8 protein-coding genes are annotated in these 9,821 nt (G+C 32.9%); 7 read left to right on the forward strand and 1 reads right to left on the reverse strand.

From position 1 onward, the window contains the following. Together VIL26_05405 and VIL26_05410 are read left to right on the forward strand one after the other, a co-directional pair. Positions 1-1,702: InlB B-repeat-containing protein (locus VIL26_05405; protein HEY8390369.1), on the forward strand; the 1,702-nt coding region annotated here is incomplete at its 5' end. Between the two features lie 150 nt (positions 1,703-1,852). After that, positions 1,853-3,403: a sialidase family protein gene (locus VIL26_05410; GenBank protein ID HEY8390370.1), complete on the forward strand. Its 1,551-nt coding sequence runs from the start codon at positions 1,853-1,855 to the stop codon at positions 3,401-3,403. Positions 3,404-3,632: 229 nt separating this feature from the next. Here the strand turns inward: VIL26_05410 and VIL26_05415 are convergent, their stop codons facing one another. Further along, positions 3,633-4,445, reverse strand: coding sequence for an AraC family transcriptional regulator (locus VIL26_05415; GenBank protein ID HEY8390371.1), 813 nt, complete (start codon positions 4,443-4,445; stop codon positions 3,633-3,635). A gap of 261 nt (positions 4,446-4,706) precedes the next feature. On the opposite strand from VIL26_05415, the gene VIL26_05420 reads away from it, so the two are divergent. The 5 genes from VIL26_05420 to VIL26_05440 form a co-directional block, all read left to right on the forward strand. Further along, complete coding sequence (locus tag VIL26_05420; GenBank protein ID HEY8390372.1) at positions 4,707-5,678, forward strand: ABC transporter permease subunit; 972 nt, start codon at positions 4,707-4,709, stop codon at positions 5,676-5,678. After that, positions 5,678-6,583 carry a carbohydrate ABC transporter permease gene (locus tag VIL26_05425; GenBank protein HEY8390373.1) on the forward strand — a complete coding sequence of 302 codons (906 nt, stop codon included), beginning with the start codon at positions 5,678-5,680 and terminating at the stop codon, positions 6,581-6,583. Before VIL26_05420 ends, VIL26_05425 begins: the two co-directional genes overlap by 1 nt. Before the next feature lie 24 nt (positions 6,584-6,607). Then, complete coding sequence (locus VIL26_05430) at positions 6,608-8,494, forward strand: extracellular solute-binding protein (GenBank protein HEY8390374.1); 1,887 nt, start codon at positions 6,608-6,610, stop codon at positions 8,492-8,494. Positions 8,495-8,598: 104 nt separating this feature from the next. Beyond that, positions 8,599-9,510, forward strand: coding sequence for a nucleoside hydrolase (locus VIL26_05435; GenBank protein HEY8390375.1), 912 nt, complete (start codon positions 8,599-8,601; stop codon positions 9,508-9,510). Between the two features lie 20 nt (positions 9,511-9,530). Next, the coding region (locus tag VIL26_05440; protein HEY8390376.1) for a hypothetical protein at positions 9,531-9,821 on the forward strand (291 nt) is incomplete at its 3' end.

Consider the following 9,821-nt stretch of genomic DNA (forward strand, 5'->3'; position numbering starts at 1 on the left):
TGATAAAAATGAGGTATTTACAGTTGCACAAGGTACTTCATATTTCCTCGTAACAACAACTCTTGGCTCAGTATATTCGCCTTTTAAAGGGGTTGCAGTGCGTACTGATGTGGCAGAAGGTTTTGGCGGAATGACAGCTACTCAAATTCAAGCAACTCTTACATCTGATAGCTATGTAGCATTTGATTATTTTCAAATGGTAGTTAACACCAATGCAGGCATTCGAGTAAGCCTAAGCGATGGAAATAATACTATTTCATTAAAAGACCAAGCAAGTTATTATGTTCAAACAAGTCAAGGAAAGCTTATATCCAAAGTATCTACTGATGGTATGGTGTATCCGATTACTTCTGAATTCCAAGGATTTAGCGGTAGATTTATAATTCCTTTGGACAGCTTTGATGGTTCAATAAATAATCTTACTTCAATATCTTATTCAAGCGCTCTTGTTAACAGAGTGCGTCATAGCTTTGGTGATGTTTATGTTCTAGATGGCTTTAATCCTGACACAGCTATTACATATGAAGATGTGGTTTGGACAGCACAAGCTGATAATTATACTAAATTAGGCGAAAATAATGTTACGACAATTTTATTAAACGCTGGGGAGTTCGTAGGCGCTCCTGCTAATCTGACAGCAGAAATGACCAATAACTCTAAAGTAGCTCAATTTAAAAATGACGTTATGATAATCAGCTTGCCAGATGAAATGAAAAATGAAAATGGTTTTGTATCTTTAGAAAAAGTTAAAGGCATAGTATTTGATTTAACAACAACCTCTAAAGCAAAACTTTTCCCGCTTTTATGTTTAGTTGATTCTAAATATGAACTTAACACTCTTAATGGTTGGCAGACAAGATATGCAAATGAAACGAACACATGGATTTGGAATACTGGAGTTATTAGTGTAAATCAAAGTGCAGTAGTTATTTATCCTGAATTTGATGGTAGAATAGTAGTACCTGTAACTCAAGCTGCTTTTTCAGGAACGAATAATGCGACAGGAGATACTTTCCCTACCGAAATTTTACCCTACATTATTGTAGAGCCTTTAAATAATCCGTCAATGTGTAATGCATCAGTGACTATTAGAAGTGTCACTCTTGTCGATGATTTAAAACCCTACGAGGCTTGCAGTGTTAATTATGATGGATTTAATGCTACAGTAGAAGCAGGACTTTCTAGAAATTATGTATTGCCTGGCACAGAAGTTACATTTACTGTATTACCAAAAATAGGATTTGAATTTGAATCAGCTACATTAAATGATGAACCTGTAACATTAAACAGTGATAACACATTTACGGTTGTTGTAACAGAAGATGTTAACTTTTATGTAGTGTTCAAGGCTATCGATTATACTATAACTTATGTGCTAAATGGAGGAACTAACAATCCAGAAAATATTACGACTTACCAGTCAATCAACGCAACTTTTGATTTGAAGGATCCTACCAAAGAAGGCTATGTTTTTGAAGGCTGGTATTTAAATGAAGATTTTAGTGGTGAAAAAGTTACATCTATTGTAAGAGGATCTAGCGGAGATATTACATTGTACGCAAAATGGTCCAAAACCGCGAAAGCATCCAAAGGCTGTGGTACTGTTAGCGGAAGCGGAATGGATATGATTTTCATAATGCTATTTACTTCTTTTGGTGTTTTACTTTTGCTTAGCAATAAAAAACAATTTAAAACAAACTAAAGATAAAGTTGGCTGTCCTCTAACATTTTGTTAGAGGACAGGAGCCAAAAAATGTGGTGAAGAATGATTAAAATAAAAAAATATGGTTTAATTATCTTTTTAGTAGTCTATATTGCTATTAGCATGTTATTTTTACAGGAGAAAAAATTTGTGGCTAATGCTACTTCTTATTCTTGGTCAGATCCTGCTACAATAATTAAAGTAACTGATGAAAACAGAGAGTTAATATATAATACTCCAATAGATGATGATACCACCGAAACCTATGATCCGGATAGCAGAAGATTTCAGAGTATGGCTTCAATAGAAGTAACAGGTGAGCGTATTTGGGCAGCTTGGACTGTTGGCGGCGATAAGGAACCTCATCCGCACAATTATATTGTACTAGCATATAGTGATGACCAAGGTGCAACCTGGATTGATCCATTTATAATAATAGATCATGATGATGCTTTAAACTCAGGAATAAAAGTTTGTGTTCCCAATTTATGGCTTTCACCTCAAGGCGAATTATGGTGTTTTTATGTACAGGCAGGCACTTGCGTAATAGTAATACCCAATCCTGAAGCAACACCCGAAGAAATACAATGGACAGGGCCTAGATATATTATTGATACTTTTGGTGCGCAAAAAATACCAACTGTAATAATTGATGATTATGGCAGAGAGGAATGGCTTATATGTGCTGAAAACGGGACTACAGAAAATGGAGCATACCTTAACAAAACTTCTATCTTTTCATCGACTGATAAAGGAAAAACATGGAAAAGAAAAAGTGAGGCAATATCAACAGCAACTTCTAAAAGGTTCCATGAGTCTCAAATTGTAGAACTAAAAGATAAAACCCTCTGGATGTTATCTAGAATTGAAAATGGAAGCGGAGGCGGAGTAGAGCAGTCCTTTTCATACGATCGTGGAGTTACTTGGACCGATTATGTTGCCAATTTAGGAAGTCCCTTGATTAGCCCTGGTTCAAAATTTCATATAGAGAGATTACCTTCTGGTAATTTATTGTGGATAACTAATCTTAGCACTGCTACAAGAACTAACCTAATGGCATTTTTATCCAAAGATGATGGAAAAACATGGAGTCACTCATTGACTATAGATGATAGGACAACAGTTGCATATCCTGATGCAGCAATTGATAGTGAAGGAAATATTTATGTTATATATGATCGTAACCGTTCAATTCAGCAAGAAATCCGTATGTCTGTATTCAATGAATCTGATATTATTGCAGGAGAGTTTATAAGCGATGTTGCAAAAAACCGTATTTTGATATCTAAAAATCATGAATATAAAGAATTGATATCATTAAAAACTCAATTTGACAGAAGGATCGAAGTCTCTTTAGGTACTGCATCATCAAGCTTTTTGAATAATCTTCCTACTAATATTGTTGCTGTTGATGAATATGGCGAAGAATACACTTTGACCGGAACATGGTCATCTTTAAATTACAATAAAAACGCAGAAGGCATTTATAAATTTAGATTTAATACAAAATTGCCTGATAAAGTAGAAGATGCGCAAGATTTATTAAGCGTTACAGTTAAAGTAGCAGATGTTAAGCTTCCAGATACATCTCAACCTGATACATCATCAAAAGGTTGTAGAGGTGTATCAATGATTAATTTCACGATAATATCTTCTTTGCTAGGTGTCGCCTTTATGGGTTTGTTGCTATTTAAAAAATAATATTACTTTATTAGATTTTTAAAAATCCCTTTTTACATATGAAAGGGATTTTTTTATTATTTATTATATATTCTTAATCAAGAGAAAACTTTAAAAATATATCATGAGTTCAAAGCTTTATGATATTGAAGTAATTATAAAACTTGCTTATAATTTAAGGTGTGATATTATCAAGTTTATGGCTATAAGCAAACGCCAAAAACGCAATAGAAAAGTAACTTAGTAATGATTAATTATCAGGTGTTTTAACCTTTTTTCTATAAGCATTTGGAGAAATCTTTTCAAATTTTTTAAAAAAGGCAACAAACTGATTATATTCATTAAAACCGCAGTTTATAGCAATTATATTTAACGGTAAATTGCTCGTGGTTATTTGATGTTTTGCAAATTCCAATCTCTTTTTTAGGATATAGGTTTTTGGAGGGCAACCGTACTCTTCTTTAAATCTTATTCTGAAATAATCAGAACAGTATCCTGATTGCTTGGCTAACTTATCCAGTTTAATTTCGGTCATATAATACTGGTCTATATAAGCTTTTGCAAATTGAATGCTGGTGGATTGTTGGGTATTATTTAACCTTTGTAATTGAGTGAGTAATTGGAAAATCATTACTTCTATCATTTTGATATAATTGAAGTTTCGGTTTAAGTATTCAGTTTCTATATCCATGATATATTTATGGATTAATGAATCGAAATCATTATAAATTTTTGTATCAAAACTATAATCGATTTCTTTGTCTATTGTAAAACCTATAGCCGTGATACGTGAAGGATCAAAATGAATTTCATTATGCAAAACAAAGGGTGAATAAATAATAAATGATCCAGGGGAGAACTTTAGTTCTGAATTTGATAAGTTATAGTTTCTATAATAGTTAATATAATTTTCAGATTGAAAATTGGAATCTTCAAAATTTATATAGCCAGATTCACCTGAACCGCTGTGAAAATAAACTAATTCATAACAATTATGAAGATGAGGAGGTACTTTTGTTATTTGTTTATAGTTATTTATATGTATGTATTTAAAACTTATCATTAGTAAACCCAAAAAATATTATTTGGTTGTTTTATGTCATTATATAAAAATGTTATTTAGTTGTCAATATTGATATAAAAATCTTACTTTTTTCAATATTAATTATAAAGAAAGTTATTAAAATCTGTATCTAAAAAAATAGCCTATATCGTAAAATCATTACTTTGTATTGTTTTTTTGCATTGTTTTGTTATATAGGATGCACTAAACTAAAAGCATAAAATGATTATATATTCGGGCGGAGAATGAGGAATATATACAATGAGTTATTCAAATAATCAATCACTTACAACTTACAAAAAGTTGGCTAAAAAGCAAAAAAGACTGCAATTTGCTGAAATTGAAGTTTTAATAATGGCTTCTCTTAGCGTCATTTATTTGGCTGTATTTGCTTATGCTCCTATGTTTGGAGTTGTTTTGGCGTTTAAAGACGGAAACATGAAGCTTAACATTTTGGATGCAATTCTAAAGTCCAATTGGGTGGGATTTAATAACTTCAAAATATTTTTAACTGATCAAAACTTTAAGGATGTTATTCTTAATACCCTAGGACTTAATGTGCTGATGCTCTTCATTAACTTCCCAGCTCCAATAATTTTCGCACTATTGATTAACGAAGTATGGCATGCAAAATTCAAAAAGACTATACAGGCAATCACCAACTTCCCTCATTTTATTTCTTGGGTTGTTTTTGGCGGAATTTGTATAGCTCTAACAGATATGACAACAGGAATTTTTAATCCTTTGTTAAAACTTATTGGATTATCTTCAGATGAAAATCCAATAAACTTACAGTCTTCTGAATTTTTCTGGGCGACAATAATTATTACTTCATTAATTAAGGGTACTGGTTGGGGTTCTATAATATATCTTGCATCACTTTCAGGAATTGACCCGAGCCTTTATGAAGCTGCTGAAATAGATGGCGCCAATCGTTTTCACAAAGCGATTTATATTTCTATTCCTATGATGGCTGATACGATCACTATCTTTTTGTTGCTAAGCATTAGCAATTTGTTGGGAAACTCTTTTGAACATTTCTATATATTCCAAAATGTATTGAATATTTCAAGAAGCGAAGTTCTGACAACGTATATCTACAAAAAAGGCATACTGCAAAATATGTATTCATTAAGTTCAGCTATAGGTTTGTTTGAATCAACTATTGGCTTAATATTACTTGTTACAGCTAATTATATAAGCAAGAAAACAACTGGAAGGAGCTTATATTAATGACAACAGCGTACGAAAGAAGAACTTATAAGAGAAATCACATAAAAAGGATGCATGTTTTTGATTATTTTAATTATTCTTTTATGATTATTTTTGCATTAATCACATTGTATCCTTTCTGGTATGTAGTTATTGGTTCCTTAAATAATGGCCAGGACTTTTCAGGCGGCGGTGTTTGGCTGTGGCCCAGAGTTTTTACAACGGCTAGTTATAAAGTAGTTTTTGCAGATGATAGATTGTGGTTAGGTTTTAGAAATACCGTATTAAAGACCGTTATTGGTGTGATTACATCTTTGATCTTTACATCATGCACAGCTTACGGACTTAGCAGCAATAAGTTGCGTTTTAAAAAAGTATTTCATTGGATTAATTTATTTACTATGTTTTTTAGCGGCGGTCTTATACCGTATTTTATGGTTATAAGTATGATAGGCCTATATGACAACTTTTTGGTTTATGTTATACCGTCAATTTATTCTGTTTATAACATGCTGGTTATGTCATCTTTCTTCAAATCAATTTCAAATGAAATAAAAGAGGCTGCGATTATAGACGGAGCAAGGGAATTTACAATCTGGTGGAGAATTTATCTTCCATTATCAAAACCCTGCCTTGCAACAATTGGTTTGTGGATTGCAGTAGGGCATTGGAACTCATATATGGGAACAATGCTATATACTCAAGGAACAGATTTGATGACATTGCAATATTATCTCGTTAAGTTGATCAAACAATCTAGCGTTCCTGTTTTGGAAGGTGATTTGGCAGCTATTCAAAAAGAGACATCTGCCACGACCATATCTTTTGCGGCAATAGTAATTTCTACAATACCTATTTTTGCTTTGTATCCTTTCTTACAGAAATATTTTACAAAAGGTATAATGATCGGCTCAATAAAAGGATAAAAAATTTTCACATAGGAGGAAAAGATGAAAAGAATTGTTACATTGCTACTTTCTTTCACTTTAATTTTTTGTAGCTTAGCAGCATGCAAAAACAATAACCGTAAGTCAGATTATTATTATCCTGACCATGGCTATGCTGATGCTAACAGTGATAGTTGGACACAATTGACAGACGATGACGAAGAAATAACAATTAATTGGTTTGTCAATTATTCTACCTTTAGCTGGGGAGGAAATGGAAACTCATTGGTTTCTGATGTAATAAAGGAAAAGACCAGAATTAATATTAACTTTATCACGCCAGCTGATGACTCGGGACAACAGCTTAATACTTTGATTTCTAGCGGAAATCTTCCTGATGTTATTACAGTAAATCATGGTACAGCGTTAAGAGTTCAGCTTCAAGATGAAGGATATGTTTATCCTCTACAAGGATTAGCAGAAAGATATGCTCCTTCTCTTTTAAACCGTATAGACGATGAAATAATATCGTATTTTAATGCAGGTAATGATACAATCTTTGGATTACCTAACCATTATTATACCTATAATGATCTTAATGATTACAAAGAAATTTCAGGAATGACTTTGAATTCAAACGGTGGAATCGTGGCAAGAAAAGATTATTTAGAAGCATATATTGCATACAAAAAGTCTAAAAATCCTGATTGGTCAGATGTTGAAGCAACTTCTCCTCAAGGATTTATAGAAATGTGCTTATGGGTAAAACAAAACTATAATCTACCCGCAACTAACCCTACGGTATGCTTAGGACAATTTGAATCATCCACAACCAATGGTAGCAAGGGTATTAACTGGTTAATGGAATATTTTGCAGTTGAGCCTGAAGACAAAGAAGGCAATAAGACTTATGAACCGGCTCAAGAAAAATATAAAGATGCATTAATGTTCCTTAATGAGTTATACAGAAACAAATTGATTTCAAGCGGTAACTTGAGTGCTAATTACTCTCAAATATCTACTTACATTCAACAAGGACTTCCTTTTGTATGTATGTTATCACCTCAGGATTTTGCATCATTCTTTAGAAACGCTTACTTAAATTCTGGAATTGAGTATGTTCCTATCGTGCTTACTAATTATCAGGGTGATGCTCCTGTTTTGAGAGATTTGTCAGGCAACGGATATCGTTTTAGCATGATAACAACATCTTGCAAACATCCTGATAGAGTAATAAAACTATTTGACTTTTTGTGGAGCGAAGAAGGACAGCGTTTGATTCAATATGGTGTTGAAGGCGTAACTTATGAATATGTAAAGCAGCCTGGAGAAACAGAAACCGTTGTTGATAAAGAGACCAATGAAACCAAGACAATCACATACAAATATGGACAGATTAAGTGGACTGACAAAGTATTTGAAGAAATTCAAAACAGCGCATCTGGAAAATATGGATTCATGGGCGGTATGTTGTTATTGATCAATCCTATGTATGCTAGATTGACACACTATAAGGGCGAAACTTTGGATACTTTCCTAAAGTATGTTGATTATAATCTAAAAGCAGCATTGCAACCTTATACATACAGCAGAAAAGGACTTGAATTCAGTTTGGATGCAACAGACAGCAGATATGTTTCTATGGTATATTTGCAGACCGAACTTAACAACCTTTGGTACGAATATATTCCAAGAATAATTTCTCAGTCTTCAAAATCTGCAGCAGAAAATCTATATAAGGGTACATTGGCTCAAGCCGAATCAATGGGATATAAAACATTATTGATGTTCCAAAATACCTGTTTCAAAGCGCACAAAGAAAAACTTGGAATTTCATTTGGTTGGCCGCCCAATGATGCTAATTCCGGCTATGATACTTGGGTTGTTAATAGCATATTTGGCGATACTTCACGTACTCTTGAAATACCTTCTGATATCACACTTCAATAACTAAAAAAAATTAATAAAAAACGTTTTTACAAAAGAACGGTAGAGAGGACAAGTTCCTCTCTACTGGATAACTATTTGCAAAAAATGCTAGAAGAGAGCGAGTTATGGAAAAATACAAGATTATTATTGATACCGACATTGGTGACGACATTGATGATGCTTTTGCTTTGGCAGTAGCATTAGCTTTGCCTGAATATGAAATTTTAGGAATTACTTCTGTTTATAGAAATGTAAATATGCGTTCTAAAATTGCTAAGGCGGAGCTTGATTATTATGGACATGGGGATATAAAAGTTTATTGCGGCGAAGATTATCCCATAAAAGAACCTTTAAAGATGTTTCCTTTCGAACGAAAAGGAGAAGACGGTAAGGTAATTATTACGCATTATCAAGAAAATATGGCTGGTTATAATTATGAAGAAAAATCGGCTATAGACTTTTTGTTGGAAAGTGCAAAAAAACATCCAAATGAAATTGTTTTGTTTGCTATAGGTCCATTGACTAATCTTGCAAGAGCATATCAACAAGATAGTGAGACTTTTAAAAAGTTTAAGAAAATAGTTATAATGGGTGGCATTATTAATCAGTCTTTTGCCGAATGGAATATAAAATGCGATCCTGAAGCTGCCGATATCGTGCTCAAATCAGGGGTTGATATCCAAATGGTTGGTTTGGATATTACTCGTAAATGCGTCTTAAAAGATGAAACACTGAAACAGATTTTAAGTTTTGAAAGCAAAGGAAATAAGTTATTAGCTTCCATGATGAAGATATGGATAAAAAACAACAATAAAAATCCTATACTTCACGATCCATTGACAATAGCATCCTTTGTAAGACCTTTTTGTGAATTTTCAAAACATAAAGTTGAAGTCATTCTTGACGGAGACAAAAGAGGATATACCGTTGAATCTCAAAATGGCAACGAAATTTTATATGCTGAAAATGTAGATAACAATGCTTTTGAACAGTTTATTTTAGATACTCTAAAAAAGGCAGAATCAAATTGCTGTTAAAATAAACAAAGGAGGAATTGATGAAAAGACTTTTAGTTTTTGTAATAGCGCTATTGTTAATCGGGGGAAGTCTTGTAATGGGTGTTAATTATAATAATGTAAAAGCAGGACATCTAGATCCGGCTAATGTAATAATCGTAACGGATCAAAATAGAGAGAGCTTATACAGGACCAAATTATCATCAGATACTTCAGAAACATATGACCCTGCTACAAGATACTTTCAATCTATGCCCAGTGTAGAAGTAACAGGAAATCGTATTTGGGCTGCAATGACAGTCGGCGGTTATACCGAACCTGATGCTAACAAT

The sequence above is a fragment of the Clostridia bacterium genome, assembly GCA_036562685.1.
In the GTDB taxonomy this organism is placed as follows: Bacteria; Bacillota; Clostridia; order Christensenellales; family DUVY01; genus DUVY01.